24 protein-coding genes are annotated in these 24,855 nt (G+C 64.1%); 3 read left to right on the top strand and 21 right to left on the bottom strand.

Going from position 1 to position 24,855, the window contains the following annotated elements; translation table 11 throughout:
• Positions 1-2: 2 nt before the first annotated feature.
• The 15 genes from N2605_RS10145 to N2605_RS10075 form a co-directional block, all read right to left on the bottom strand.
• Positions 3-1,004, bottom strand: a complete 1,002-nt coding sequence (locus N2605_RS10145; protein ID WP_260346493.1) for a quinone oxidoreductase family protein — start codon at positions 1,002-1,004, stop codon at positions 3-5.
• A gap of 64 nt (positions 1,005-1,068) precedes the next feature.
• Positions 1,069-2,400: a phenylacetate--CoA ligase PaaK gene (gene paaK, locus N2605_RS10140; RefSeq protein ID WP_036025742.1), complete on the bottom strand. Its 1,332-nt coding sequence runs from the start codon at positions 2,398-2,400 to the stop codon at positions 1,069-1,071.
• 39 nt (positions 2,401-2,439) lie between these two features.
• Positions 2,440-2,889 carry a hydroxyphenylacetyl-CoA thioesterase PaaI gene (gene paaI, locus N2605_RS10135; RefSeq protein WP_225146092.1) on the bottom strand — a complete coding sequence of 150 codons (450 nt, stop codon included), beginning with the start codon at positions 2,887-2,889 and terminating at the stop codon, positions 2,440-2,442.
• Between the two features lie 101 nt (positions 2,890-2,990).
• Positions 2,991-4,073: a 1,2-phenylacetyl-CoA epoxidase subunit PaaE gene (paaE, locus tag N2605_RS10130; RefSeq protein WP_260346492.1), complete on the bottom strand. Its 1,083-nt coding sequence runs from the start codon at positions 4,071-4,073 to the stop codon at positions 2,991-2,993.
• Between the two features lie 2 nt (positions 4,074-4,075).
• Positions 4,076-4,576, bottom strand: a complete 501-nt coding sequence (gene paaD, locus N2605_RS10125) for a 1,2-phenylacetyl-CoA epoxidase subunit PaaD (protein ID WP_370143314.1) — start codon at positions 4,574-4,576, stop codon at positions 4,076-4,078.
• On the bottom strand, positions 4,570-5,346 hold the full coding sequence (gene paaC / locus N2605_RS10120; protein WP_260346491.1) for a 1,2-phenylacetyl-CoA epoxidase subunit PaaC: 777 nt from the start codon (positions 5,344-5,346) through the stop codon (positions 4,570-4,572). Before paaC ends, paaD begins: the two co-directional genes overlap by 7 nt.
• Positions 5,347-5,359: 13 nt before the next feature.
• Positions 5,360-5,647 (bottom strand): 1,2-phenylacetyl-CoA epoxidase subunit PaaB, encoded by a 288-nt coding sequence (paaB, locus tag N2605_RS10115; RefSeq protein ID WP_015687593.1) that lies wholly within the window; start codon positions 5,645-5,647, stop codon positions 5,360-5,362.
• A gap of 9 nt (positions 5,648-5,656) precedes the next feature.
• A complete protein-coding gene (paaA, locus tag N2605_RS10110; protein WP_193760390.1) occupies positions 5,657-6,649 on the bottom strand; it encodes a 1,2-phenylacetyl-CoA epoxidase subunit PaaA in 993 nt (330 codons plus the stop codon).
• 75 nt (positions 6,650-6,724) lie between these two features.
• Positions 6,725-7,591, bottom strand: a complete 867-nt coding sequence (gene paaX, locus N2605_RS10105; protein ID WP_036025750.1) for a phenylacetic acid degradation operon negative regulatory protein PaaX — start codon at positions 7,589-7,591, stop codon at positions 6,725-6,727.
• Positions 7,592-7,719: 128 nt separating this feature from the next.
• On the bottom strand, positions 7,720-8,490 hold the full coding sequence (locus tag N2605_RS10100) for an esterase/lipase family protein (protein WP_260346490.1): 771 nt from the start codon (positions 8,488-8,490) through the stop codon (positions 7,720-7,722).
• Between the two features lie 200 nt (positions 8,491-8,690).
• Positions 8,691-9,977 carry a DUF445 domain-containing protein gene (locus tag N2605_RS10095; RefSeq protein ID WP_260346489.1) on the bottom strand — a complete coding sequence of 429 codons (1,287 nt, stop codon included), beginning with the start codon at positions 9,975-9,977 and terminating at the stop codon, positions 8,691-8,693.
• Between the two features lie 195 nt (positions 9,978-10,172).
• On the bottom strand, positions 10,173-10,628 hold the full coding sequence (locus N2605_RS10090; protein WP_260346488.1) for a phasin: 456 nt from the start codon (positions 10,626-10,628) through the stop codon (positions 10,173-10,175).
• Between the two features lie 224 nt (positions 10,629-10,852).
• A complete protein-coding gene (locus tag N2605_RS10085; protein ID WP_225127366.1) occupies positions 10,853-11,446 on the bottom strand; it encodes a GNAT family N-acetyltransferase in 594 nt (197 codons plus the stop codon).
• Positions 11,443-12,525 carry a PHA/PHB synthase family protein gene (locus N2605_RS10080; RefSeq protein ID WP_260346487.1) on the bottom strand — a complete coding sequence of 361 codons (1,083 nt, stop codon included), beginning with the start codon at positions 12,523-12,525 and terminating at the stop codon, positions 11,443-11,445. Before N2605_RS10080 ends, N2605_RS10085 begins: the two co-directional genes overlap by 4 nt.
• Positions 12,522-12,902 carry a hypothetical protein gene (locus N2605_RS10075; RefSeq protein ID WP_036004795.1) on the bottom strand — a complete coding sequence of 127 codons (381 nt, stop codon included), beginning with the start codon at positions 12,900-12,902 and terminating at the stop codon, positions 12,522-12,524. Before N2605_RS10075 ends, N2605_RS10080 begins: the two co-directional genes overlap by 4 nt.
• Before the next feature lie 162 nt (positions 12,903-13,064).
• Here N2605_RS10075 and N2605_RS10070 point away from each other — a divergent pair, with 162 nt between their 5' ends.
• Positions 13,065-13,979, top strand: coding sequence for an alpha/beta fold hydrolase (locus N2605_RS10070; protein WP_260346486.1), 915 nt, complete (start codon positions 13,065-13,067; stop codon positions 13,977-13,979).
• On the opposite strand, the gene N2605_RS10065 is transcribed toward N2605_RS10070, so the two are convergent.
• The 6 genes from N2605_RS10065 to N2605_RS10040 form a co-directional block, all read right to left on the bottom strand.
• Positions 13,976-14,650 (bottom strand): polyamine aminopropyltransferase, encoded by a 675-nt coding sequence (locus N2605_RS10065; RefSeq protein ID WP_109144507.1) that lies wholly within the window; start codon positions 14,648-14,650, stop codon positions 13,976-13,978. The genes N2605_RS10070 and N2605_RS10065 overlap by 4 nt on opposite strands.
• A 139-nt stretch (positions 14,651-14,789) precedes the next feature.
• Complete coding sequence (locus N2605_RS10060; RefSeq protein ID WP_260346485.1) at positions 14,790-18,026, bottom strand: bifunctional cytochrome P450/NADPH--P450 reductase; 3,237 nt, start codon at positions 18,024-18,026, stop codon at positions 14,790-14,792.
• A gap of 159 nt (positions 18,027-18,185) precedes the next feature.
• A complete protein-coding gene (locus N2605_RS10055) occupies positions 18,186-19,181 on the bottom strand; it encodes an alpha/beta fold hydrolase (protein WP_260346484.1) in 996 nt (331 codons plus the stop codon).
• A 10-nt stretch (positions 19,182-19,191) separates the two neighbouring features.
• On the bottom strand, positions 19,192-20,742 hold the full coding sequence (locus tag N2605_RS10050; RefSeq protein WP_260346483.1) for a WS/DGAT/MGAT family O-acyltransferase: 1,551 nt from the start codon (positions 20,740-20,742) through the stop codon (positions 19,192-19,194).
• A gap of 45 nt (positions 20,743-20,787) precedes the next feature.
• Entirely contained in the window at positions 20,788-21,588 is an 801-nt protein-coding gene (locus N2605_RS10045; protein ID WP_036025771.1) for an esterase/lipase family protein, read from the bottom strand.
• Entirely contained in the window at positions 21,588-21,845 is a 258-nt protein-coding gene (locus N2605_RS10040) for a DUF6489 family protein (protein WP_036025773.1), read from the bottom strand. Before N2605_RS10040 ends, N2605_RS10045 begins: the two co-directional genes overlap by 1 nt.
• Positions 21,846-22,166: 321 nt before the next feature.
• Here N2605_RS10040 and N2605_RS10035 point away from each other — a divergent pair, with 321 nt between their 5' ends.
• Both N2605_RS10035 and N2605_RS10030 read left to right on the top strand, forming a co-directional pair.
• Positions 22,167-23,762 carry an ABC transporter substrate-binding protein gene (locus N2605_RS10035; protein WP_036025774.1) on the top strand — a complete coding sequence of 532 codons (1,596 nt, stop codon included), beginning with the start codon at positions 22,167-22,169 and terminating at the stop codon, positions 23,760-23,762.
• A gap of 104 nt (positions 23,763-23,866) precedes the next feature.
• Positions 23,867-24,847, top strand: coding sequence for an ABC transporter permease (locus N2605_RS10030; protein ID WP_036004888.1), 981 nt, complete (start codon positions 23,867-23,869; stop codon positions 24,845-24,847).
• The last annotated feature ends 8 nt before the right edge of the window (positions 24,848-24,855 follow it).

Below are 24,855 nucleotides of genomic sequence, written 5' to 3'. Positions count from 1 at the left end.
GGTTACGGCTTCAGGATCACCCGGTCACGCGAGGAGCCGGCGACCGCAACATACGCTTCCTTCGCGCGCTCCAGCGGATAGATCGCATTCGCCCTGATCGGAAACGGCTTCAGATGGCCGCTCGCAAAACCCGGCCCGATGTCGCGCAGCACCGCACCCGTCGCGGCCGAGGATAGACCCAGCGTGTCGATGCCGACATAAGTGTGCTGGCCCCGATAGAATTCGAGGATGTTGAACTGCACGATGCGGTCGATCGCGGCGATCAGGATTTGGCGGCCGCGAAGCGCGAGCGATTTGTGCGCGGCCTGGAAATAGGGATCGCCGACCGTGTTGAAGACGACGTCGGCGCCCTTGCCGCCGGTCAATTCGTGCACGCGCGCGGCGATTTCGGTGGCGGAGGCGTCGATCACCTCGATGGGCGCGTTGGTGTGGCCTTCATAGGCTTCCGCCCTGCGCACCACACCGATCACGCGCGCGCCCTGCCAGGTCGCGATCTGCACCGCGGCCTGACCGACCTTGCCATTCACCCCGAAAACCAGAACGGTCTCGCCGCGCTTCGGCACGCCCGCCCTGCGAAAGCCTTCCATCGCGGTCACGAAGGGCACGCCGATGCCGGCGGCCTCCTCCCAGGACACAGTCTTCGGCTTCTCCACGACCGCATCGGCTTCGGCCACGAGATGGCTCGCATGAGTGCCGTCACGACGAATGCCGAGGTCCCCGGACGAGCCGAACACTTCGTTCCCAATGGTGGCGGCGGGCCCGTCAATCACCACGCCGGCATAGTCGCGGCCGGGGGTCCGGGGGAACACGGCATAGGGCATCAGCCCGGTCGCAGCCTTGACGTCGGAGGGATTGACCGCGGCAGCCTTCACCTCGATCAGAAGATCGTTCGGCCCGCGCGCAAGCATCTGCCGCTCAATTGTCGGCGCAAGCGCAGCGGCATTTTCAGCTTTGGCGCTGAGGCGCACACAGCGCGCTTCGACGGTTTTGGCATCGGCTGACATGAAAAGACCCGCGATTTCTCGCGGGCCTTGTCGCCTCTGGCGCCGGTCGAGTCAATCCGTCCGGTCAGTCCTTTGGCCGCTTGTCGAAGAGCCGCTTGGCCTTGCCGAGCGAGCGCTCCAGCGTGGCCGGCGCAACTACCTGCACCCTGGAGCTGACGCCGATCGTATTCTTGATGTGGGTCGAAATTCGATCCGCATGGTCGACGAGGCCGCGGCCGTCCCAGCTCTCGGGCCGCGCCTCGGCGATGATGGTGAGCTCGTCCATGCGGCCTTCCCGGGTGAGCTCGAGGATGAAATGGCCGCCGCACCAGTCGGTCGCGAGCAGCACCTCCTCGATCTGGGTCGGGAACAGATTGACGCCGCGCAGGATGATCATGTCGTCCGAGCGCCCGGTCACCTTCTCCATCCGCCGCATGCCCGGCCGTGCCGTTCCCGGCAGCAGCCGCGTCAGGTCGCGGGTTCGATAGCGGATCACCGGAAAGGCTTCCTTGGTGAGCGACGTGAAGACCAGCTCGCCCTTCTCGCCGTCGGGCAGCACCGCGCCGGTCTCGGGGTCGATCACTTCCGGGTAGAAATGATCCTCCCAGATGTGCAGGCCATCCTTGGTCTCGATGCATTCCTGAGCGACGCCCGGGCCGATCACCTCGGACAGGCCATAGATGTCGGTCGCGTCCATGTCGAAGGCGTCCTCGATCTCGGCGCGCATCGCGTTGGTCCAGGGTTCCGCGCCGAAGATGCCGATCTTGAGCGAACACTGGCGCGGATCAAGCTTCTGGCGCTTGAACTCGTCGAGGATCGCCAGCATGTAGCTCGGCGTCACCGTGATGATGTCGGGCCGGAAATCATTGATGAGCTGCACCTGCCGCTCGGTCATGCCCCCGGAAATGGGGACAACCGTGCAGCCAAGCTTCTCGGCGCCGTAGTGCACGCCGAGACCGCCGGTGAAGAGTCCATAGCCATACGCATTGTGGATGATCATGCCGGTGCGGCCGCCGGCGGCGCGGATCGAGCGCGCCATCACCTCGGACCAGGTGTCGATGTCGCGCTGCGTATAGCCGACCACGATCGGCTTTCCGGTCGTGCCGGATGAGGCATGCACCCGCACCAGCTTTTCGCGCGGCACGGCGAACATGTCGAAGGGATAATTGTCGCGCAGGTCCGTCTTGACCGTGAACGGGAATTTGGCGAGATCAGAGAGCTCGCGAAAGTCGGACGGATGCACGCCCGCTTTGTCGAACGCCTTGCGGTAATGCGCGACGTTGTCGTAGGCGTGCTTCAGCGACCACGCCAACCGCTGCTTCTGCAGCGCCATGATCTCGCCGCGCGAGGCGCGCTCATGCGCATCCATCTCGGCGCTATAGGCGTTGCCACCTTCCTTGAGCCTCGTCAGAGCCATCCTCGTTTCCCCACATTGCCTGTTCTTTTTTGTTTGGTTTTATTGATCTTGCGCCGGCAGCCATTTGCCGGGAATGACGCGGGAATGTCCGCGGAATTCCGCGATGACGACCTCGCCCACCGTGACACGCACGTCGTAGATGCCGGAGCGGCCGCCGCGGGTGATCTCCCGCGCTCTTGCGATGAGACGATCGCCAAGCTTGCCGGGCTTGATGAAAGTGATCTGGCCCTGCGCCGCGACGACGCGCTCATTGTGCGAGTTGCAGGCGAACGCGAAGGCGGAATCGGCGAGCGTGAAGATGAAGCCGCCATGGGCGATGCGCTGGCCGTTGACCATATCAGGCCGCACCGTCATGGCGAGCGTCGCAAAGCCCGGGCCGATCTCGACGATCTCCATGCCGAGACCCTTGGAGGCATCGTCCTCGGCCCACATCGCCTCGGCGCAGGCACGGGCAATATCCTCAGGCGACAGGGCGGCTTTGACGTTCACGCGCTTCTCCCGGCCAGACGGTTGCTCATGATGTTGTTCTGGTTGGCTCACTCTGTCAAATATTGCGACGCATTTGCATTGCGGAGCCGCAGAACGCCTGATCAGACATGATCATAATCGACCACGACACGCTCGGTGGACGGCTTGGCCTGGCAGGTGAGAACAAAACCGGCCTCGAGCTCCCACGGTTCCAGCGAATAGTTGATGTCCATCGGCGCCTCGCCTTCGACCAGCTTGGCGCGGCAGGTCGAGCACATCCCGCCCTTGCAGGCGAAGGGCAGATCGACGCCGGCGCGCAGCGCGGCATCGAGGATGGCCTCGTCCTCGGCGACGGGCACGTCGCGGCGCTTGCCGTCGATGATCAGCGAGGCGATCGCCTTCGGCGGCGCGTCGGGCGCAACCGCCTTTTTCGGCCGCGGCTTGCCGCCGAACTCGGAAACGAAGCGCTCGACATGGATGCGCTCGTCGGCGATGCCGAGATCGCGGCAGGTCGCCTCGATGTCCTCGCTCATGCCAAGAGGACCGCAGATGAAGACGTGATCGACGCTGGCCGCCGGCACCAGCGCGCGGAGCAGCACCCTCACCTTGTCGCCGTCGAGCCGGCCATGCAGGATCGGAATGTCCTGCTCCTCGCCGGAGAGCACGTAAAAGATCGAGAGACGATCGATGAAGCGGTCCTTGAGCTCCTCGAGCGCTTCGAGGAACATGATGTTGTCGGTGGTGCGGTTGCCGTAGAACAAAAAGAAGCGGCTGCCCGGCTCGCGCGCGAGCACGCCCTTCACGATCGACAGGATCGGCGTGATGCCGGAGCCGGCGGCGAAGCCGACATGAACGCGCGCACGATCTGTCGGCGGGACCAGACCGAAGCGGCCGGTCGGCGTCATCACGTCGAGCTCGTCGCCGCATTTGAGATCTTCGGCTGCCCAGCTCGAGAACGCGCCGCCATCGACCTTCTTCACGGCGATGCGGATCTCGCCATCGTCGGGGCCGGAGCAAATCGAATAGGAGCGGCGCACCTCTTCCCCGTCAAGCATGGCGCGCAACGTCAGATACTGGCCGGGCGTAAAGGCGTAAGCGCCGGCGAGTTCGTTGGGGATGGCAAAGGTCATCGAGACGGCGTCCGTGGCCTCGCGGCGGAGGTCCCTGACAGCGAGGCGATGGAAGCGCGGTGCGGCTGCGGACATGGTCAATGGCACTTGAAATAGTCGAAGGGTTCGCGGCAGGCCTTGCAGCGCCAGAGCGCCTTGCAGGAGGTCGAGCCGAATTCGGACAGCAGCTCGGTCTTGTCCGAGCCGCATTGCGGGCACGCCACCGTCTGATCGCCGAACAGCGCGCGGCGCGAGTTTGAAGCTTGCGGCGGCGCGATGCCGTAGGCGCGCAGCTTCTTGCGTCCGTCCTCGGTCAACCAGTCCGTGGTCCAGGCCGGCGACAGCACGGTCCGTACCTTTGCATGTTGAAAACCGGCGCGCTCCAGCGCAACCTCGATTTCGAGCGCGATCATGTTCATGGCCGGGCAACCCGAATAGGTCGGTGTGATCGCGACCTCGACATGATCGCCGTCGAGAACGACGTCGCGGAGCACGCCGAGATCGCCGATGGTCAGCACCGGGATTTCCGGATCGACCACGCTGGCGGCGGCGTCCCAGGCGCGCTGGCGCAGCGCGGCGTCATCGGTCACCATCACCATGTCAGCCCCGGAAAAGTCCGCTGCATCGATTGCAGCTCCGACAGGAGGTGGCCGAGATGCTCGCTGTGACGACCGGAGCGGCCGCCCTGCTGCATCCACTCGTTCTGCGGCAGCGCGAGCGTTGCTTCACGCGTGACGTCCGAGAGCGTCGCCAGCCAGCGCCCGCGCAAGCTTGCGGGATCGACGGCAATGCCGGCATGGATCAGCGCGCGTTCGCCGTCGTCGACGGCAAACATCTCGCCGGTAAAGGCCCAGAGATGATCGATCGCTCCTTGCGTGCGCGCGTGGCTCTCCTCAGTGCCGTCGCCGAGCCGGATAATCCATTCCGAGGCATGGCGCAGATGGTAGGCGCTCTCCTTCTCCGATTTCGCAGCAATCGCCGCCAGCGTCGCATCGCGCGAATTCATCATCGCGCGCCAGTAGAGATCGGCGAAGGCGGAATAGAAGAATTGCCGCACCAGGGTCTGGGCAAAATCGCCGTTGGGTTGCTCGACTAGGAGAAGATTGCGGTACTGCCGCACGTCGCGCAAGTAAGCGAACTTGTCCTCGTCGTTGTCCCTGCCTTCGACCTTGGCGGCAAAGGTGTAGAGCTCCCGCGCCTGGCCGATCAGGTCGAGCGCGATGTTGGAGAGTGCCATGTCCTCTTCCAGCATCGGCGCATGCCCGCACCATTCCGACAGCCTGTGACCAAGAATCAGCGCATCGTCGGCGCGGCGCAATGCGTAAAGCACCAGCGGCGTTTCGGAGACCTGGATGTTGGCGCAAGACATCACATCATCCCCATCACATGTGCCCCACTTCTTCCGGCACCTCGTAGAATGTCGGATGCCGGTAGATCTTGGATTCCGCCGGCTCGAACATCATGCCCTTCTCGGCGGGATCGCTCGCGGTGATCGCGCTGGAGGGCACGACCCAGATCGACAGGCCCTCGCCGCGCCGGGTGTAGATGTCGCGGGCGGCCTGCAGCGCCATGGTCGCATCGCTTGCATGCAGCGAACCGACATGCTTGTGCGCGAGCCCGTTGCGGCTGCGAATGAAGACTTCCCACAGCGGCGTGTTCGGCGTGGCCATATCGCTCTCCTATTCGGCAGCCTGGGCGGTCTGACGCTGGGCGCGCTTGGCGGCATAGCTAGCTGCCGCCTCGCGCACCCAGGCGCCCTCCTCGTGTGCCTTGCGGCGCGCGGCCATGCGGTCGCGATTGCACGGGCCGTTGCCGGCCAGCACCTGCTTGAATTCGGTCCAGTCGATCTCGCTGTAGCGCCAGTGGCCGTCAGCGTCCTGCGTCATGCCGGGATCGGGAATGGTGAGGCCGAGATATTGCGCCTGCGGCACGGTGGCATCGACGAACTTCTGGCGCAGCTCGTCATTGGAGAAGCGCTTGATCTTCCACTTCGTCGAGGTGTCGCTGTGCTGGCTCGTCGCGTCGGGCGGACCGAACATCATCAGCACCGGCCACCACCAGCGGTTCAGCGCGTCCTGCGCCATCGCCTTCTGCTCCTCCGAGCCGCGGCACAGCGTCACCATGATCTCGTAACCCTGGCGCTGGTGGAAGGACTCCTCCTTGCAGACGCGGATCATCGCGCGCGCATAAGGCCCGTAGGAGCAGCGGCACAGCGGGATCTGGTTCATGATCGCGGCGCCGTCGACCAGCCAGCCGATCGTGCCGATGTCCGCCCAGGTCAGCGTCGGATAGTTGAAGATCGATGAATATTTGGCCTTGCCGGCTAGCATGGCGTCGACCAGCTCCTCGCGCGAGGAGCCGAGCGTCTCGGCGGCGGCATAGAGATAGAGCCCGTGGCCGCATTCATCCTGCACCTTGGCGAGCAGCGCGGCCTTGCGGCGCAAGGTCGGCGCGCGCGTGATCCAGTTGCCTTCGGGCAGCATGCCGACGATTTCCGAATGGGCGTGCTGGGAGATCTGGCGGGTGAGCGTCTTGCGATAGGCCGCCGGCATCCAGTCGTTCGGCTCGATGCGCTCCTCGGCATCGACGCGGGCCTGGAATTGCGCAGCCTTGCCTGCGTCCTCGAGATCGCGATCAGCGGTCTCGGCCGTGTTCAGCGCCTGGGTGTACATGCGCATCCTCCCGTTTATTGGGAGAGAATATATAACAAGATTTACATCATGCAAGATATTTCTGTAACATAATGATCAGGCGCCGAACCTTCGTTCCAGCAGCTTTCGCGCGGCCGGCAACGGCCCTTTTTCATTGGTTCCATGGCTGTCGAGCCATTGTTCGGACGGAGCAAGCAGCGCGCGATAGATCTCGCCGCAGAGTTCGCGGGCCGCCCTGCCCGGCCAATCCGGCGGCAGCAGGCTCTCGGGCAGCAATGGATCGCGCAGCACGACGCGGCGGTAATGGTGGATCAAGAGGATCCGCGCGGTGAAGGCGTCGGCCTCGGACAGATCCGTGCCGCGCGCGATCGCGGCGCGCAGCGGCTCGAACGTCTTCATGAATTTCAGATAGGCATCGGCGGTCCGATCGAGCGGCCAGCTCGCGCTGAGCAGACGGCGGCCGCTGTCGTCTTCCGCCGAGACTTCGAGGCGGATCGCGCCCGCGGCCTCATCCGGCACCGGAACGCCCGATGGCGCGACCCATACGCCCGGCAGCGGGCTGCCGAAGCCGGCATTGCGCAGCGCTTCGCGCGATGCGTCGCGATCCTCGCCATTGCCGATCAGCAGCAGCTCGAAACGTCCGGTCCAGTCGGACGGCGGCGGATCGTAGATGTGGCGCGTCGCGGCCTCGAACGTCTGGCGGCCCTTGTCGGCCAGGCGATAGAAACTGTTGCGACCGACCTTCTCGCGCGTCAGCCAGCCGTCGGCGGCAAGCCGCGACATTGCGGTGCGCACCACGCCGCTGACGATGTCGAGGCTTTCGAAGAATTCCAGAAGCGTGCCGAGCCACACCGAGCCACCACGCGGCACGATGGCATCACCAAACACTGTGATGACGATGGAGCCGGTGCGCGAGGGCTCGCGCTTGAGCTGGTCGATGATACGAGAGAGCGGATGCGCCATGCAGCAGCCTTAGCGCGTTTGGTGCAGGCGCGACAGTGGAGCGGGACGACGGCTCTTCTCCTCCCCGCTATCGCATCTCCGATGCAATCCGACCTCGCCCAGCTTGCAGGGAGAGGTGAAGAGGAGCGCTACCGATGCGGATCGGGATACACCACGCTGCGCCAGCCGCTGCGATCGAACGGGCGCCACTGGCCTTCCTTCTGCGCGAGGCGATCGGCTACGGCATAGACGGCGGCCGGATGATGGCCCATGCCGCAATGGCTGCTCTCGACCTCGATGCTCTCGGTCTGTGCGCCCGTCTTCTCCATGCAGCCTTGCCAGGCGCAGACGCCGTCGGTACGGCTGAAGATGGCGGTGGTCGGCACCGGCGGCGGAGCGGCAAGCTCGCCGCCGAAACGCGGATCAACCTCGTCGGCCTTGCGGCCGCTCGCCCATTCATAGACGCGCCAGGCGTTGGTCGAGCGTGGATCGCCGGCAAAGGGGCTGCCGAGCGTGATCACCTGGCGCACGCTGTCCGGCACCATCTTGGCAAGCTGGCGCGCATAGATGCCACCGAGGCTCCAACCGACCAAGCTGATCTTGCGGCCGTGGGTGTCGTTGAGCTCTCGGATCTGATCGAGCATCGCATCCTGCACGCCGGGCCGCAGGCCGTAGTTGCGGCCTTGGCGCCAACCAGCCACTGCATAGCCCTTGCTGCTCAGAAACGTGCGCAGCGCGCCAGTGGAGGTGTCGGAGGCCACGAGGCCCGGCAGCACCAGCACCGGATGCCCATCGCCGCGCGGCGCAAGGCTCAGCAGCGGCAGCGCGCCGAGGAATGCGCCGAACTCGTGGATCGCGCGTCCTTCCAGAAACATCAAGGTACGGGACGGCGGACGCAGCGTTTGGGCAGTAGCGGTCATCAATGGTCCCCTGGGAAGAATCGCTGAAAAGGAGGCCGGCGAGGCCGGCAAATGCGTAGACAGATTCCAACTCGCCGGCTTCTGGATCGTTCCGCAGCGCAACATGAATCAGCTAGGCGGCCGGTTCCTGGTATTCAAGCGGGAGAGACGCGGGGCGACAATAGGTCCGCGCGTTAATGCTAACGGCCGTGACGCAAAAGTCACAACAATCGGAGCAGGAATTCTACGGTGTAGAGCGCGAGCCCGGCGAGCCCGCCGATCAACGAGCCGTTGAAGCGGATGTATTGCAGGTCGCGGCCGATGTTGATCTCGATCAGCGAAATCAGCTGGGTCATATTCCATGCTTTGACCTGATCGGAGATGAAGGTCGAGACGCCGCTCTTCTGGTCCGCGACGAAGCTGCGCAGCACGGTGACGAGACCCTTGTTGATCTCGCCGCGCAACTCGGCATCGCTGGCGAGCGCCTCGCCGGCTGAGACGAACATCCCGGCGAGATGATGTTGCAGCACCTGCGTCTCGCCGCTCGCGCTGCGCTCGATGAAGGAGCGCGTGTTGGCCCAGACGGTGCGGGCGAGATCGGCGAGCTCCGGCCGCGCCAGGAGATCGCGTTTCAGGCCGTCGATGCGGTCGATATAGGCCTGATCGGTGCCGAGCCTGTCGACGAAGTTCAGCACCATGCGGTCGAACTCGCCGCGGAACGGATGCTTGGGATCGCTGCGCACTTCGTTGAAGAAGGCGGTGGCGGAGGCCACGATCTTGTTCACCAAAAACTTGTCGGCGCGATAGAGCTTGAGCAGGGTCGGCAATTCCGCGCGCACCTTTTCGCGGATCATCGCCATCGTCTCCGTCTGGTTCAAGGTCTCGTGCATCACGCGCAGGAGATCGTCGAACAGGATCTGATGCCGTCCCTCCGCGACGAAGCCGCGCAGCGTGCCGGCCGCGAGCGGCGCGAGGTCGATCGCCTGGAGCTGCGAGGACATGCGGCGGATGATGAAGGTCATCAAGCCGGAGCTCTCGGTCGCGGACACGGCTTCCGGCAACAGCCGCAGCGCAAAGCGCGCGAGGTCGTCGCTGCGCTTGCGGTCGCGCAACCAGTCGGCGACGAAGGAGCCGAAGTCGATCTCCTTCAGCTTGGCTTCGACGGGACCCGCCTCGAGGAAATGCACCTGGATGAATTCGCCGAGCTTGTCGGCGATGCGGGCCTGGTTGCTCTGGATGATCGCGGTGTGCGGGATCGGCAGGCCGAGCGGCCGCTTGAACAGCGCCACCACGGCATACCAGTCGGCGAGCCCGCCGATGGTCGCGGCCTCGGCGAAGGCGGCAATGAAGCCGAACACGGGATGCACGGGCAGCAGCCATTTCGCGACGACGAACAGTGCCAGCGTCGCGGCCAGCACCAAAGTCGCCAGCGCCTTGACGCGGCGCAGCTCGGCCGCGCGTGCGGCATCGCCGGGGGCGTCGAAGGAAAAGGTGACAGACGAGTCCATGACTGCATCACAGTACTCGTCATTGCGAGCGAAGCGAAGCGATCCAGAATCTTTCAGAGGAAAGACTCTGGATTGTTCGTCGCATCAGCGCAAAATTGCCACGCAATTTTGTCGCGAGCTCCTCGCAATGACGGCGGCGCAAAACAAAGGCCCGCCGAAGCGGGCCTCAAATTCAGTTTGTGCTCAGGCGCCAGATCAGGCGGTCTTGCTGTAGACCTTGGCGAAATTGTCCTGAGCGGACTTCGCACCGTTGGCGGCGAGCTTGCCGAGATAGTCGGCGGTCGCCTTGGCGCGCGAGACGAACACTTCGCCGCGGGAGCGGAGCAGGCTCGACTGGATCTCGACGGCTTCGCTGACCGACTTGGCGGACGCGAGCTTGTCGATGCCCGAGAAGAACGCCTCAGCGTCCTCGTAGATCGCCTGCTGGATGTTGCGGCTGATCTTGCCGGCCTCGGTGATGGACTCGGTCACCGCGTTCTCGACGGCGGCGGTCACGCGCTCGGAGCCAGCGAAAACCTCGGCAGCACGGTCCTTGGCAGTGTTGGCAGTCTTCTTGACGAATTCGCGGGCGGCCTCGGGAACTTCCAGGTTCTGGATGCTCTTGAAAGCGTCCTTGAAGCCCTCGAAAGCGGTGTTGGTTTCAGTGGTCATGGGGTTCTCTCCATCCTCAATGGTTTGAGCTATGGGCTCACCCCGTCCGCATTGGCCCGGGGCACGACCTATATGGCACGGTTAATTGTGCATCGCAATATTGATATTGCAGTGCGATATCACGAAATAGTGAACAGCCCTCGCGAGAGGCATCCTTGATGCTTCCGTAGCCATGGGGGCACGGGAATGGGTTCGATCCGGACCCAATGTCGGACGCCCCCTGTTTAGTGCTGCACGGCGCCAGGCAGGCCGTAGGCCTCCATCTGAGCCTGGACCTGCGCGATGTTGTGGCCGAGCACGACGATGTCGTGGGTCTTGCCGTCGACGTCCCGGACATGGTCCCGCAGCAGGGCCTCGGCCTTGAAGCCGAGGCTCTCGAACAGGGCGATCGCCGCCTGCTGATCCACCGTCATCTGGACCGAGAGCTTTTCCAGGCCCGCTCCGAGCGCCAGCGCAAAAGTCTCCTGCGACAGCGCCTTGCCCACGCCCTTGCCGCGGACCTCAGGCGAAACCACCATCCGGATCTCACCGACATGAGGCGACCAGGAATGGGGATCGCGCACCAGCGTGCCGCAACCAACGACCCTGCCCTCTCTCACCGCGAGCAGGCTCTGAATAGCTCCGCGCTCGATTTCCTTGACCCAGGCCGACAGCACCTTCGGCTCGCTGATGTTGCGTGGCAGGAACAACAGGTCATGGGTCGGCAGGCCCTTGCCAAAAGCCAGCACCGCGGCCTCGTCCGCGGGCGACATCAGGCGGATCTCGATAGTGCCGGCGTCGGTCTTGACATGGCGCGGATAGGAACGCTGCTCGCTCATATCGATCTCTTTCCCAGCCAGGAATCCAGTTTCGGCCACAGCCGCTTCACCGCGTTGGCGCCGGCAACGAGCGAAACGTGACCGCCCTTCAGGATCACCTCTTCCTTGTCGGTCGAGCCGACCTTGGCGATCAGGTGCTTGGCCGCCTCATAGGGCACGATATGATCGTGCTCGGCGACGGCATGCAGGATCGGCACCGTGATGTTCTCGAGCTTGGCCGCACGGCCGCCGACCGACATGGTGCCGTCGAACAGCTTGTTGTCCCACATCAGGTCCTTGGTGATGGTGCGGAAATATTCGCCGGCGAGCGGCAGCGTGTCGGTCGCCCAGCGATCGAACATGCGGTACGACTTCACGAACTCGTCGTTCCAGATGTTCTCCCAGAGCTGGATCTGGCTCACCGTACGCGAGGCCGGCCGCAGCATCTCGAACGAGGACAGGATCATCTCCGGCGGCACGTTGCCGACGCTGTCGACGAGGTGGTCGACGTCGAAATAGCGGCGATCGGAGAAGTTCGAGAACAGCTTCATCTCCCGGAAGTCGATCGGCGTGGTGAAGCAGATCAGGTTCTTCATCGGCCCGTCCTTGTGGATCGAGCCGTAGAGCAGCGACAGCACGCCGCCAAAGCAATAGCCGATGACCGAGACGTCCTGCTCGCCGGAATCGGCTTGCACGCGGCGGACGCAGTCCGGAATGAAGTCGAGGACATAGTCCTCCATGCGCAGGCTCTTCTCCTCCGGCCTCGGCGCGCTCCAGTCCAGCATGTAGACGTCGTAGCCGCGTTTCAGCAGGAACTGGATGAAGCTCTGGCCGGGCACGAGGTCGAGGATGTAGCCGCGATTGGTGGTTGCCATTACGATCAGCACCGGCACGCGGTAGATCTCGTCCGACATCGGCCGGTAGTGATAGAGGCTCATGGTGCCGCGCGAGTGCAGCACGTCCTTTGGCGTCGAGCCGAGCGAGGGGCCCGAGGTCGAGAAATATTCGACGCCCTTGATGCTGCGCTGAATCGCGCGCTGCACCTCGGACTGGATGCGCTCCGGGATCGAGGCAAGATCAAGTCCCGCCGGCGCGTTCATTTTTGGTCTCCGCCTTCGGACGGCGGACGCTTGGTTCGCGGTGGCCGCGGCGCGGCGCCGGGTTGCGGCGCGCCCGACGTGGCCGACATCTGGCTCAGCATCGACTTGATCTCGCCGAGCTGGCCTTCGATCGACTGGAGCCGTTCCGCGATGCCGGTCATCTGCTCGCGGCTCGGCAGGTTCATCGAGATCAGGTACCTCTCCATGAGATCGCCGAATTGCTTCTGAGCACCTGCAGCAACGCCGCCGGCGCGGTTCATGGCCTGCGAGAATTCGGGCGTCTCCATCGCCTTGGTCGCGAAGGAGTTGAAACCCTTCTCCATTTCGCCAACCATCTTCTGCCACAAGGCGACCGGATCAGTGATCTTGTCGGTCATCAGCGTCCTCCCAATGCGGAGGGCTTTGCACCCTTCTTGTCCCGCCATACCACACCGTTGCGCGGTGCCGGTCAACCGGCAAGCAACCGACGCAACGTCGGAGACGCGGCTTCTTCGTGAAATGAAACCGTGCGATACAGCATCGGTCAGCAGGAGGAACCCGTGACCGCCCATCAACCGCCCCAGACCGTCCGCGCCAACGGCATCGACATCTGCTACGAGATCTTCGGCAACGACAATGCCGAGCCGCTGCTGCTGATCATGGGCCTCGGGGCGCAGATGATCCATTGGGACGATGCATTCTGCGAGCAGCTCGCCGCACGCGGCTTCCGCGTGATCCGCTTTGACAACCGAGACATCGGCAAGTCGAGCCATCTCACCGGCGGCAAGCGGCTGACGCCGTTCGAGCTGCTGAAGCTGCGCTTCTTGCGGATCCCGGTAGCCGCCACCTACAAGCTGATCGACATGGCCAAGGACACGGTCGGGCTGATGGATGCGCTCGGCATCAAGTCGGCGCATCTCGTCGGGGCGTCCATGGGCGGCATGATCGCGCAGGAGGTGACGCTGTCGTTTCCGCACAGCGTGCGCTCGCTGACCTCGATCATGTCGACGACGGGCAATCCGCGCGTACCGCCGCCGACCCGCGAGGCCGCCGCGGTGCTGATGGCGCCGCCGCCGCGCAGCAAGGAGGAATTCATCGTCCGCTATGGCCAGACCTGGAAGGTGCTGCGCGCCGGGCATTTCCCGGAAGAGGAAGCGCTCGACCCCGGCCGCGCCGAGCGGGTGTTCGCGCGCGGGCTCAATCCGGCCGGCGTCGGCCGTCAGCTCCGCGCCGTGCTTGCCTCGGGCAGCCGCAAGGAGCGGCTGCACACCGTGAAGGTTCCGACGCTCGTGATTCACGGCACCGTCGATCCGTTGGTCCGCCCCGAAGGCGGCAAGGACACGGCCGCGTCGATCCCGAACGCAAAGCTGCTGATGATCGAGGGCATGGGCCACGCGCTGCCCATGCGCTTCTGGCCGGAGATCATCGACGCGATCGACAAGCATGCGCATGGCGCGGCGGCGCAGGCGGCCTAGCCTTTCCGCGCGATCCAGATCACGTGGCGCGCGCCGCCGCCTCTGCCGGTGGCGCGAACGTTGACTTCGTTGACGTCGAAGCCGGCGCGCTTGAGGCGCCCTGTGAACGGCGGATTGGGTCCCGACGACCAGACGGCCAGCACGCCTCCCGCCCGCAGCGCCGTCTTCGCAACCTGCAGCCCGCTCGCATCGTAGAGCGCGTCATTGCCCTTCCGGGTCAGCCCTTCGGGCCCGTTGTCGACGTCGAGCAGGATGGCGTCGAAGGCCGAACGCTTCGCCCGGATGATTTCACCGACATCGATCTCGCGAATGCTCACCCTGGCATCATCGAGGCTATCGCCGAAGACCTCGGCCATCGGGCCTCGCGCCCAGGCGACGACCGACGGCACCAACTCGGAGACCACGATCTTCGCCTGGGCTCCGAGCACGGCCAGCGCCGCGCGTAGCGTAAAACCCATGCCGAGACCGCCGATGAGAACGACGGGCTTTGCGACTTTCTCGATCTGCTTCGCGGCAAGGGTTGCCAGCGCCGCTTCCGACCCCGACAGGCGGCTGTTCATCAGCTCGTTGGTGCCGAGCTTGATGGAGAACTCCTTGCCCCGCCGCATCAGGCGGAGCTCCTCGTCGGAACCGGGGATCTTGGCGGTGTCGATCTTTTCCCAGGGAATCATGGGAATGCTTTAGCACGAACAGGATCGTAGGGTGGGTTAGCCGAAGGCGAAACCCACCGCTCGGACAGAATTGGTGGGTTACGCCTAGCAGTTTGCGCTTCGCGCAATCCGCGGGGCTAACCCACCCTACGATCTGCGGCTACGCTCCCGCCCAGACGTCCAGCACATAGCGGTTGTTCGCGCCCATCTCCTCGATCCAGCGCGCGCTTGCCGCGGCATCACTGCCGATCTTCTCGCGGTGGATCGCAACCAGCGCCGCCTTCACGTCCGGCTCCATCTTGCCGCCGTCGCCGCACACATAGACGATCGCGCCCTGCTCGATCAGCGGCCAGACTTTGTCCTTCTGCGCCGCGAGCACATGCTGCACATAGGTCTTCGGCCCGTCCGCGCGCGAGAACCCCGTGAACAGCTCGGTGATGCCGCTCGCCGCCATCGCCTTCAGCTCCTCCGCGTAGAGAAAATCCTGGTCGGGATGGCGGCAGCCGAAGAACAGCATGGATGGACCGAGGGTGGCTCCCTTCGCCTTGCGCGCCGCGCGCTCCTGGAGGAAGCCGCGGAACGGCGCAAGTCCGGTGCCCGGGCCGATCATGATAACAGGCACGGATGGATCATCCGGCAGGCGAAAGCCCGCCTTGGTCTCGCGCACGGTTGCGTAGATCGTATCGCCCGCCCGCCGGTTGGCGAGATAGTTCGAGCAGATGCCCTTGTAGGTGCCGCGGCCGGAGGCAGCCGGACCTTCGACCACGCCGACCGTGACGCTGCAACGCGCGGGGTCGACCGACGGCGAGGAGGAGATCGAGTAATAGCGCGGCGCCAGCAGCGACAGCATTTCGAGATAGACGTGGAACGGTAGTTCGCAAGCCGGATATTCGAGCAGCAGGTCGAACACCGATTTGCGCTTGGCGAGGATCTCACCGCGATAGCGCTCGAGCGGTTCCGCCTCCTCGCCGACGAAGGCCAATAGCTTCGGCTTGGTGACGGGGCAGCGGGTGTGCTCGGCCATGATCTGGATCTGCTTGCGGGTCGCGACCTGCTGGAGCTCGACGAACTCGCTGAGCAGGCGACCAACCGATACGGCCGCGCCGACCGGCAATTGCGCGCGCCGGCCTTCGGCCACCTGAAGCCTGATCTGATCGGCCGGCAAAAAGCCGAAGCGGCGGGCAACTGAATCAACCAGCGTAGGATCGTTGCGCGGAACGACGCTGAGGTGATCGCCGACGCGGTAGCTGAGGTTGGCCGGCAGCTGCACCTCGATGTGGCGCGTCGAGCGCTCGGAAGCATTCGCGCCGGACTTGTTCTGGAGCTCGTCATTGACCAGCACCTTCATCGCCACTGCGCCGCCCTGGGCGACGATGGTGTTGACGGCGGTCACCGCGACCGGCTCGATTGCATAGAGCGGATCGTCCTCGGCGGTGCGGGTGAAATTCCAGTCGATGCCGAACTCCTTGGTCGCGACTTGCGCGGCGGCGGGGAACCATTTCTGGAACTGGCCGTCGAGATCGCTGCGGGCATCGCCCTCGCCGCGCGGATAGACCGCGCGCGCACCATGCTTCGACAATTGCTCGTCGATGAAGCGCGGCACCGATTGATAGGTCGCGGCCCAGTCGCTGTTGCCGCAGCCGAACACGGCGTAGCGCACACCGGCAAAGGCATCCTTCGGCAGATCCTCACCGAGCCATTTGACGAACTGCGTCGCATTGTCGGGCGGCGCGCCGTTATAGGAGGCGCAGATGATCAGCACGCCGCCCTCCTGCGGCAGCTTGCCGACATAGTCGTCGAGCGGGCCGAGATGCACGGCAAAACCGTTGATCTCGGCAAGATCGGCCATGCGCGTTGCGAGCTCCTCGGCGGTCCCGAGATTGGAGCCGTAGAGCACCAGCATCGGCGTGTTGTGGCCGGGCCGCGTGGTGGGCTGACGCTGCGCCTTTGGTGCCGAGGACGCAGCCGCAACTGGCCCGCCATAGGCGCCGCGCTCGCGGTCGGCACGCGGCCGCACCTTGATCTTGAAGCCTTCCGGCTTGATCGTCAGCGTCTCCTTCAGATGCATCTGGTAGCGCTGGTGGTCGATCAGCTTGAAGCGCTGCAGGATCATGCCGAGTGCGAGCGCTGCTTCATGCATGGCGAAGCCGCGGCCGATGCAGGCGCGCTGGCCGTTGCCGAACGGCTTCCAGGCATTGATCGGCCGTCTTGCCTCCGCCTCGCGGCTGAAATTCTCGGGGTCGAAGGCGTCGGGGTTGGGACCCCACACGCTGGGATCACGATGCAGCGCCGTCACTAGGATGGTGACGAACGTTCCCTTCCTGAGCTTGTACTGCCCGCCGCCGATGGTCTCGTCGTTCAGCGGCGAGATGCCGTAGGCCGGCGCCGGCGGCCACAGCCGCAGCGACTCCTTCAGGATCTGCGTGATGTAGGTGAGCTGCGTCACCTGCTGATAGGTCGGCTTGGCGTTGACGTCGGGGCCGAAGACGCGGTCGACCTCGTCATAGGCCTTCTTGAGAATCTCCGGGTGCTTGAGCAGCGCATAGAGCGTGTAGGACAACAGGCCGCTGGTGGTCTCGTGCCCTGCGATCAGGAAGGTGTTGATCTGGTAGCGGATATTGACGTCGTCGAGCTGCTCGCCGGTGGAACGGTCGACGCCGGTCATCATCGCGGCCAGCATGTCCTTCTTGTCGTCGATGCCTTCCGCGCTCTTGCGGCGTTCGGCGATGATCTCGTCGACCATCTTGTTCATGAAAGCGACGTCTTGGGCCAGCGTCTTCCGCCGCTTCTGCATCCAGAGCTGCTCGAACGGCAGGCCGCGCGTCATCATGATGGTTTCGAGCGATCGTACCAGTGACTCGACGAAAGGATGGTAGTCGCGCCGGTAGAACGAGTTGAAGCGGTACTCGAAGCCGCACAGGCCGATCGTATCCAGCGTCAGCGCGGTCATGTCGTGGACGACGTCGATCTCGTCGTCGGCGTTGAGCCGCTCCCATTTCTGGACGAGCTGCTCGGCGATGTCGACCATGCTCGGGTGATAGGACTGCATGGCGCGGTTGCCGAAAGGCTGCAGCAGGATGTTGTGCGCCTTGCTCCAGTTCGGCTCACGGGTGTCGGCGGTGAAGAGGCCGTCGCCGCCGACCGCACGCACGCGCCGCAGCGCGCCGCGCACCGTCTTGTCGAACCGCTTCTCGTCGGAGAGCTCGTCGACGAGATCGTGGCCGGAGACGACGACGATCGGCGAGCCCATCATGTCAAGCCAGAAGATCGGACCGAGCTCCTTGGCAAGCCGCGTCAGGTGCTGCACGGGAGCGGCCGCGTCCAGCGACAGCATATTGCCGACCACTGGCTTGGTCGGCGGCTGCGGAATCGGGTCCAGACGGTTCTTGGATGACATCGAAATGTAGTCCCCCTGCCTCAATGTCGTCGTTGCGAGCGAAGCGAAGCAATCCAGAAATGTATCCGTGGAGGCAGTCTGGATTGCTTCGTCGCCAGCGCAAATTGCTTGGCAATTTGTCGCGGGCTCCTCGCAATGACGCGTTCCCAATGACGACCGCTAGCCAAACCGCCTTCTCCGCCACTCGATCAGCTTGGCGCTGACCTCCTCCGGCTTCTCCTGTTGCGTCCAATGGCCGCTGTCCTTCACCAGATACTTCTCGAGATCATCGATCAGTTTCTCCATGCCGTCGGCCGCCGAGGGCGGCAGCACGGCATCATTCTCCGCCATGATCATCAACGAGGGCACGTGGATGTGGTGGTCCAGCCCCTCGGCGCGCTCCCAGTTGCGGGTGAAGTTGCGGTACCAGTTGATGCCGCCGGTGAAGCCGGTCTTCGTGAAGGTGTCGACGAACACCTTCTTCTCATCAGCCGACAGGATCGGCGTGCGCGGATCGACCTTGGCGTCGTACGCCGCAATCATCTGCGGGAAAGCCAGGTTGGTCTTCGACGAGGCGCCGACACCCGCGATCGGCGGCTCGTCCGGTTTCGCTGCCGGCTTTGCCAGCGGCTTGCGCATGAAGGCGTCGAAGGTCTGCTCGACGCGGCTGCCGAAGATCTTGTCCGGCTCGCGCGCGGGATCCTGGAACTGGACGATGTACATCTGGTCGCCGTAACGCTGGCGAAACAGCGCGATCGGGTCGATCGGCATGCGGTCCCAATGCGGGGTGTTGACGCCGACGACTCCGGCGACGCGCGTGGGATGCCGCAGCGGCATCTGCCAGACGACGAAGCCGCCCCAGTCGTGGCCGACGAAGATCGCCTTGTCGATCCCGAGATGATCGAGCAGACCGACGAGATCGCCGGTCAGGTGCTCCATGTCATAGGCTTCGACCGGCTCGGGCCGATCGGTCGCGCCGTAGCCACGCTGGTCGGGCGCGATCACGCGGATGCCGGCCTCGCTCAATGCCTTGATCTGGTGACGCCAGGAAAAGGCGAGCTCTGGCCAGCCGTGGCACAGCACGACCGGCGGCTTGTCGTCGGCCGGGCCTGCCTCGTAATAGCCCATGCGGATTCCGTTCGTCGTCGCGAACTTGAGCGGCGGCATTTCAATCATTGCAAAGTCCTTACTCGGCGGCGCCCTTGATATCAGCGGCCGGCGGCGTGTACGCCGCCTCCAGCGCGGCGAATTCCTCAGGCAGCATGTCGCACATCACCTGCACATGCGGAATGATGTTGGCACCGACGATAAAGCCGAAATCGAGCTGGTCGCGATAGCTCTGCACGGTGATGTTGAGTGCCTGCCCGTGGGTCGAGATAGACACCGGGAAGATGTGCAAGAGCTCGGCACCGGCGGCATAGAGCGTCTGCCGTGGCCCGGGCACGTTGGACACGGTGATGTTGGCCGCGGGCGGCAGCACGTCGGAGAGGTTCGAGCGGCTATAGAGCAGCGCCAGAATCTGCACCATGATCGGCGCGCCCAGCATCGAGATGTTGGAGACCTGCGGCATCAAAGCCCGCAAAGGATGCGACATCTCCTTGGACTTGGTTGATTGCGCGATGATCGCTTCCAGCCGCGCCTTGGGATCCTCGATGTTGGTGGCGATCGAGCAGATCATGCCGAACACCTGGTTGTTGGCCTCGGTGTTGCCCTCCTCCCGCAGCGAGATCGGCACCGCTGCGGTCAGGGATTTCGCCGGCAGCGTGCCGTATCGCAGGAGATAGCGGCGGACGACGCCGGAGGCGAGCGCCAGCACCACGTCGTTGAGCTTGCCGCCGGCCTGCTTGGCCAGCGCCTTCGCCCGCGACAGCGGGATCGATACGCCGGCAAAGCTCCGCTCCGAGGAGATCGTCTTGTTGAGCATGGTCGGCGGCGACACCATGCTGGCAAGGCTCTCGCGCGACTTCGGATCGGCGATCTTGCCGAGCACGTCGGAGACGCTCTTGAGCACGGTCGGGATGTTGCCGGCGAAGCGCACCGCGCTCTCGATCTGGTACATAGCGTTGTCGAACAGGATCGAGCCGATATCGCTCTTGCCGGTGCGGGGCAGCTGCAGGTTCTTCGCCGCTTGCGAAGCCTCCAGCGGCTGGCTGAACAGCTGCTGATAGGAGTCGAGCAGGTTGGCGGCGATGTCGCGCGGCTCCTGCCCGGGCTTGCTGCCCGCGGTCGGCGGATCGACCTTCCGCGGGATCGGCGAGATGTCGTAGATCATGTTGGTCAGCGCCGCACCGGCGCCGCCATCGATCGCGGCATGGTGCATCTTGGAATAGAGCCCGACCTCGTTGTCCTTCATGCCCTCGAACACGTAGAACTCCCAGAGCGGACGGGCGCGGTTGAGCAGCTTGGCATGCATCCAGCCGACGATGCGCTCGAGCGTAGCGCGGTCGCGCGGCTGCGGCAGGCTTGCCCGGAAGATGTGGCGGTCGATGTCGAACTGGTCGTCCTCGACCCAGGAGGGATGATCGATGTCGAGCGGCGCCTTCTCCAGCCGCGCCTTGAGAATCGGCGCGATGTGCAGGCGCGAGACGATCATCGCCTTGAACTCTTCGAAGAAATCGCCCTTGTAGTCGTCAGGCAGGCAGAAGATCGCCATGCTGCCGACATGCATCGGCATCTCCGGTGTTTCCAGATAGAGAAACGACGCGTCAAGCGACGACAGCTTCTTACCGTCAGCCATGGTTCCCTCCCGAGTATTCGACGGGCGCCTTGGCGGCGCTTCTCGTCAGGCCGATACTGCCCGGTCCGGCGGGGCATATGCAATGGCAAACGGCCCCGCCCGGTCAAATGGCCGGAAGTCTCCCTCCGGTTGCGCCAGGCGATCCGCCACGGCCCACAGCACCGCCGGGTTCACGCCAAGCCCAATATGGCTCGCCAGGTGCACCTCGATGTTCTCGGCACGGTCGGAGGGGCGCAGCAGACAGGTCCGCCAGTTCACGACGCCGTCGGCGCGCGAATAGATCGACGTTGCCGGCACCGGCAGATCGCCGGCAATCGCCTCGCGCGCTTCCGCATAGTCCTCCACCTTCTCGCCGGATAACGTCTCATAGAGCCGCGTCGCGTGGGTCGCCCGCACATCGTTGGCGAAAGGGCTGCCGAGTGTGACGACGTAGCGGACCTTGTCCGGCGCCCAAAGCGCGAGATCGCGGGCATAGACGCCGCCGAGACTCCAACCGACCAGGCTGACCTTGCGTCCCGTGGCGGCATGGATTTCGGCCAAGCGCATGCGCAGCGAATCCCGCATTCGCCCGAGCCCGCCGAGATTGCGGCCCATCCGCCAGGCATGCGCCGCATAACCGAGCTCGCTGAGATAGCGCCGTATCGGCACCATGGAGAGGTCGCTGGCGAGAAAGCCCGGCAGCGCCAGCACCGGATGGCCATCGCCCCGCGGCGCCCGCATCAGGAGCGGCGACAGCAAGAGGCTCGCATTCAACTCGAATAGCCCACGGGCCTCGGCGAGCAGCAGGCCGAGACCCGGCGGACGAAGCCGGCCTTCTTGCAGCGCCCCGTCCGGCTCGGGCGACACTATTTTTTCTTGTCGCCGCTGCGGGTGCCGCCGAGGCCGGCCATCGCGACGAACATGTCCTGAAACCGCTCGGCGATCTTGGGATCGAAGGTGAACCAGCTCTGGATCAGCGATTCCGGCGAGATCTTCTCAATATTGCTGAGCACCTGCTGCTGCAGCTTGTCCATCACGGCGGTCTGCATCGGCGCCACGTCAGGCAGACCGAAGAACTGACGGGCTTCGAGGGGGGTACAGTCGATTTCGATGTTAACCTTCATGTCCCCTCCGGATGAGATTCGAGCGGCCTGTCGGAGTATCACCGCGAGAAGGTCTGCAAGGCAAGCGACCTGAGGGGAAGCCGCTAGGACCAGCTTCCCCAATCGACGGGTATGGTCAATCAAATTGTCGGCCCGCGCCCCGCGCAGAAGCTCGCCGGCCTGCCGGGGATTGCCGGGCAGCATTGCTGCACAGCGGCGCAACTTGGCGCGTTCCTTGCTGGAATGACGCTTGCACGGGTCGAGAACTCTGGGCAACATGGATCAGTCAGCCTCGCCGAACAATCAAAAATCACCGGCGCGGCAGTGTGGAGAGGGTCAAGAATGTCAGTCGGTCAAAGTCTGTTTGCGGCGACACTCGCCGGTACGCTCGCGTTGGCGGTCTCGCCAGCATCGAGCCAGACGCTACGTTATGCCAACCAGGGTGACCTGAAGTCGCTCGATCCCTATACCCTGAACGAGAGCACCACCCACGCTCATCTCGGCCACGTCTATCAGGGCCTCACGGCGCGCGACAAGGACCTCAAGATCATTCCGGCGCTGGCGGAAAGCTGGGAAACCCCAGAGCCGACGCGCTGGCGCTTCCATTTGCGCAAGGGCGTGAAATTCCACAACGGCAACCCCTTCACCGCCGACGACGTGGTGTTCTCGGCCGATCGCGTCCGCAAGAAGGGGTCGAACATGCAGACTCGCCTTGCGCCGGACGTCAAGGTGGTCAAGGTCGATGACTACACCGTCGACTTCGTCCTGCCCTCGCCAAATCCCATTCTGCATAACGCGTGGGATGTCTGGTACATCATGAACAAGAAATGGGCCGAGGAGAACAACGTCGTCGATCCGACGCCGGTGGCGGCGACCACGCCGAGCTATGCCTCACTGAACGAGAACGGCACCGGTCCCTTCATCATTGAAAGCCATCAGCCCGGCGTGAAGACGGTGTTCAAGGCCAATCCCAATTACTGGGGCAAGGTCGAGGGCAATCTCAAGGAGATCATCTTCACCCCGATCGCTTCCGACGCCACCCGCGTCGCCGCCCTGCTCTCGGGCGAAGTCGACGTCATCGAGCCGGTTCCGATCCAGGACATCTCCCGCGTCGATTCCAGCCCGAACGCCCAGGTGCTGAAGGGACCGGAGCTGCGTACCATCTTCCTCGGCTTTGACCAGATGCGTGACGAGCTGCTCTACTCCAACATCAAGGGCAAGAACCCGTTCAAGGACGTCCGCGTCCGCGAGGCCTTCTACAAGGCGATCGATATCGAGCTGATCAAGACGCGCGTGATGCGCGGGCTGTCGACGCCGTCGGCGCTGATGATCGCACCGGAACTGTTCGTGCTGTCCAAGGAGTTCACGCGGCCGAAATTCGATCCCGACGGCGCCAAGAAGCTCCTGACCGAAGCCGGTTACCCCGACGGCTTCGAGGTCACCATGGACTGCCCGAACGATCGCTACGTCAACGACGCCGCGATCTGCCAGGCCGTGGTCGGCATGCTCGCCCGTATCGGCGTCAAGATCAATCTTCTGGCGCAACCGAAGGCGCAGTACTTCGCCAAGGTGCTGAAGCAGGGCGGCTACCAGACCTCGTTCTATCTGCTGGGCTGGACCCCGAGCACGATGGACTCCCACAACGTGCTCTACGACATCATGGGCTGCCGCGACGATGCGAAATCCTCGCGCGGCGAGGCCAATCTCGGCGGTTATTGCAACAAGGAGTTCGACGCCATCACCGACAAGGTGCTGGTCGAAGCCGACACCACCAAGCGCAACCAGTTGATCAAGCAGGCCTACGAAATCGGCATGAAGGACTGGTCCTACATCCCGCTGCACCAGCAGGCGCTGGCCTGGGGCGTTTCGAAGAAGGTGAACCTGCCGCAGCGCGCCGACAATCTCGTCATGTTCCACTGGGCAACCAAGAAGGAATAGGATCGGTTGAACACGAGGTCCCGGCGGCATCCGCCTTCCGGGACCTTTTCTTTTCCGGCCGCCAAGGACGTCGGCCGTACGCTCACCCAAGGACAGTGGAAGGCATGCTCGCTTTCACGCTTCGCCGCGCCGTTCAGGCCATCGGCGTCATGTTCGCCGTCGGCATCATCGCGTTCTCGATGTTCCGCTTCGCCGGCGACCCCGTCAACCAGATCGTCTCGATCGACACCTCGGCCGCCGAACGCGCGATCGTGCGCAAGTCGCTCGGCCTCGACGACCCCGTGCCGGTGCAGTTCGTGCGCTATTTCGCCGATGCGGCGCAGTTCAAGTTCGGCGTCTCCTACCAGTTCCGCCAGCCGGTCGCGACGCTGTTGATGGAGCGCATGCCCGCGACGCTGGAACTTGCGATCTGTGCGACCGTGTTTGCCATGGTCTTCGGCATCCTCATGGGCGTCTATTCGGCGCTCAAGCGCGATACCGTGCTGGCCAAATTATTCCAGGCGATCTCGCTGATCGGCATCTCGCTGCCGACCTTCCTGATCGGCATTCTCCTGATCTACCTGTTCGCCGTGACATTGGGCTGGTTGCCCTCGTTCGGCCGCGGCGAGGTGGTCAAGCTCGGCTGGTGGACGACCGGCCTGCTCACGGTGTCGGGACTGAAGGCACTGATCATGCCTTCGATCACGCTCGGCCTGTTCCAGATGACCCTGATCATGCGGCTGGTGCGCGCGGAGATGCTGGAAGTGTTGCGGACCGACTATATCCGCTTCGCCCGCGCCAGGGGGCTGACCACGCGCGCCATCCATTTCGGCCACGCGCTGAAGAACACGCTGATTCCGGTGATTACCGTAGCCGGGCTTCAGTTTGGCTCGGTTATTGCATTTTCGATCATCACCGAAACGGTGTTCCAATGGCCGGGCATGGGGCTTCTGTTCGTCCAGGCCGTGCAAAACGTCGACATTCCGATCATGGCCGCCTACCTGCTGATGGTTTCACTAATCTTTGTCACCATCAATCTGGTGGTCGACATTCTCTACACGGTGGTCGATCCGCGCTTGCGCTCGACCGTCGGTCGCGCCGCATAGGACAACCT

It is taken from the genome of Bradyrhizobium yuanmingense (assembly GCF_025200905.1).
GTDB lineage: Bacteria > Pseudomonadota > Alphaproteobacteria > Rhizobiales > Xanthobacteraceae > Bradyrhizobium > Bradyrhizobium yuanmingense.
This window is presented reverse-complemented; position numbering and strand designations above follow the sequence as displayed.

Excerpts from the sequence above, each read along its gene's own strand:
- paaK (WP_036025742.1), bottom strand. The coding sequence starts at position 2,400 with ATGGCTCTGACGAGGCTCAAGGAAGGTGGCAACGCCTATAGCGCCGAG.
- N2605_RS10050 (WP_260346483.1), bottom strand. The coding sequence starts at position 20,742 with ATGGCTGACGGTAAGAAGCTGTCGTCGCTTGACGCGTCGTTTCTCTAT.
- N2605_RS10040 (WP_036025773.1), bottom strand. The coding sequence starts at position 21,845 with ATGAAGGTTAACATCGAAATCGACTGTACCCCCCTCGAAGCCCGTCAG.
- N2605_RS10145 (WP_260346493.1), bottom strand. The coding sequence starts at position 1,004 with ATGTCAGCCGATGCCAAAACCGTCGAAGCGCGCTGTGTGCGCCTCAGC.
- N2605_RS10085 (WP_225127366.1), bottom strand. The coding sequence starts at position 11,446 with ATGAGCGAGCAGCGTTCCTATCCGCGCCATGTCAAGACCGACGCCGGC.
- paaB (WP_015687593.1), bottom strand. The coding sequence starts at position 5,647 with ATGGCCACGCCGAACACGCCGCTGTGGGAAGTCTTCATTCGCAGCCGC.
- N2605_RS10075 (WP_036004795.1), bottom strand. The coding sequence starts at position 12,902 with ATGACCGACAAGATCACTGATCCGGTCGCCTTGTGGCAGAAGATGGTT.
- paaA (WP_193760390.1), bottom strand. The coding sequence starts at position 6,649 with ATGTACACCCAGGCGCTGAACACGGCCGAGACCGCTGATCGCGATCTC.
- paaD (WP_370143314.1), bottom strand. The coding sequence starts at position 4,576 with ATGGTGATGGTGACCGATGACGCCGCGCTGCGCCAGCGCGCCTGGGAC.
- N2605_RS10095 (WP_260346489.1), bottom strand. The coding sequence starts at position 9,977 with ATGGACTCGTCTGTCACCTTTTCCTTCGACGCCCCCGGCGATGCCGCA.
- paaE (WP_260346492.1), bottom strand. The coding sequence starts at position 4,073 with ATGTCCGCAGCCGCACCGCGCTTCCATCGCCTCGCTGTCAGGGACCTC.
- N2605_RS10100 (WP_260346490.1), bottom strand. The coding sequence starts at position 8,490 with ATGACCGCTACTGCCCAAACGCTGCGTCCGCCGTCCCGTACCTTGATG.
- N2605_RS10030 (WP_036004888.1), top strand. The coding sequence starts at position 23,867 with ATGCTCGCTTTCACGCTTCGCCGCGCCGTTCAGGCCATCGGCGTCATG.
- N2605_RS10065 (WP_109144507.1), bottom strand. The coding sequence starts at position 14,650 with ATGATTCCCTGGGAAAAGATCGACACCGCCAAGATCCCCGGTTCCGAC.
- paaX (WP_036025750.1), bottom strand. The coding sequence starts at position 7,591 with ATGGCGCATCCGCTCTCTCGTATCATCGACCAGCTCAAGCGCGAGCCC.
- N2605_RS10080 (WP_260346487.1), bottom strand. The coding sequence starts at position 12,525 with ATGAACGCGCCGGCGGGACTTGATCTTGCCTCGATCCCGGAGCGCATC.
- N2605_RS10035 (WP_036025774.1), top strand. The coding sequence starts at position 22,167 with ATGTCAGTCGGTCAAAGTCTGTTTGCGGCGACACTCGCCGGTACGCTC.
- paaC (WP_260346491.1), bottom strand. The coding sequence starts at position 5,346 with ATGTCTTGCGCCAACATCCAGGTCTCCGAAACGCCGCTGGTGCTTTAC.
- N2605_RS10060 (WP_260346485.1), bottom strand. The coding sequence starts at position 18,026 with ATGTCATCCAAGAACCGTCTGGACCCGATTCCGCAGCCGCCGACCAAG.
- N2605_RS10055 (WP_260346484.1), bottom strand. The coding sequence starts at position 19,181 with ATGATTGAAATGCCGCCGCTCAAGTTCGCGACGACGAACGGAATCCGC.
- N2605_RS10090 (WP_260346488.1), bottom strand. The coding sequence starts at position 10,628 with ATGACCACTGAAACCAACACCGCTTTCGAGGGCTTCAAGGACGCTTTC.